The organism is Lutibaculum baratangense AMV1 (assembly GCF_000496075.1).
In the GTDB taxonomy this organism is placed as follows: Bacteria; Pseudomonadota; Alphaproteobacteria; order Rhizobiales; family Tepidamorphaceae; genus Lutibaculum; species Lutibaculum baratangense.
Genome location: NZ_AWXZ01000022.1, coordinates 1 through 1386 on the forward strand (window position 1 = coordinate 1; position 1386 = coordinate 1386).

Genomic DNA, 1386 nt, shown 5'->3' on the forward strand with positions numbered 1-1386 from the left:
CAGACCGCTGACAATCCCCGCCATTTTGGCGGGGTTTTTTCGTGCCCGGCTTCCGGGCCTTGGTTTTCGGTGGTCAGGGGTATTTGTCGGGAGGCTGTCGCGCTCAGACTGGTCGGAGAAGAGGCTTTGGGCTGAGGGCGAGGGCGATTTTCTTGATGTTCTGGGCTGCGGCGGCGAGCAGGCACTGGACGCGCACGCGGGTGAGACTTCGGAAGCGCGCATAGCGGTGGCCGTGCAACTGCTTGGCGTCGGCGAAGGAGCGCTCCACCGTCTCCTTGCGGCGGCGATAGATCGCCTTGCCCCAGGTGGTCAGCCGGTTGGTGTCATTTCGCTCGCGGGCGTCCTGCCAGACATGGCGGGTGATCAGCCGGGTCGCGTTGGCGCTTGTCGTGCAGGAGGCGAGCAGCGGACAATCACGGCAGATCGTCGGATCGGACTTGTAATGGCGGTAGCCGGCGCGATCGGTGGTGGCGTAGGCGAGCAACTGGCCTTCGGGGCAGCGATAGCCGTCGGCCTCCGGCTCATAGACGAACGCGCTCTTTCTCATCATGCCGGGTTTCGGCGGGGTCGGGTTGCGGTAGCCGGTGACGCCGCGGATCTCGCGCTCCTCCAGCCCCCTGGCGATGCCGGGGGTGGCATAGCCGGCGTCGAGGCCGACGGCGGCGACATCGAAGCCGAAGCGCTCGACCTGACGGTCGAGCCGGCCCAGATAGACGATGGAGTCGTTGATGCTGGCCGGCGTCGCGAAGGTGTCGGTGATGATCGCGTGGGCCCCGTCCACCGTGCGGTGGTCGAGATAGAAGAAGCCCTTCGGCTTGCCGTCGCGCACCATGTAGCCGGCGTCGGGATCGGTGCGGCTGACCTTAGTCTCCTTCAGGGCGGGCTGTCGCTCCTTCGGCTTGAGCGGCTTCTTGCCGTGGACGGCGCGGTCCGCCTCGATCGCCGCGTCAAGCGCCTCCCAATAGTCGGCGCGCGACTTGGCCACGACCTCTAGGTCGAAGCGGTTCTTGTTGGCGTTGGCCTTGAGATGCGTGGAGTCGGTGTAGAGCACCGTGCCATCGACCAGGCCCGCCCCGATCGCCTGCTCGACGATCCTGTCGAAGATCGACTGCGCGACCGTCTCGTCCCGATAACGCCGGCGGCGGTTCTGGCTCAAGGTCGAGGCGTCGAACACCTTGTCCGTCAGCTTGAGCCGCAGGAACCAGCGATACGCCACGTTGACCTCGATCTCGCGCACCAGCTGCCGCTCCGAGCGCACGCCGAACAGGTAGCCCAGGAACAGCGCCTTGAACATCAAGGTCGGGTCGAGCGGCGGCCGGCCATTGTCGGGGCAGTAGAGCGGCGCCGTCAGGTCATGGATGAAGGAAAAGTCGATCACCCGGTCGA

At 66.0% G+C, this 1386-nt stretch carries 1 protein-coding gene; it reads right to left on the reverse strand.

Annotation, left to right across the window (positions count from 1 at the left end; all coding sequences use genetic code 11):
- Positions 1-103: 103 nt before the first annotated feature.
- The coding region (locus N177_RS08555) for an IS1182 family transposase (RefSeq protein WP_040485445.1) at positions 104-1386 on the reverse strand (1283 nt) is incomplete at its 5' end.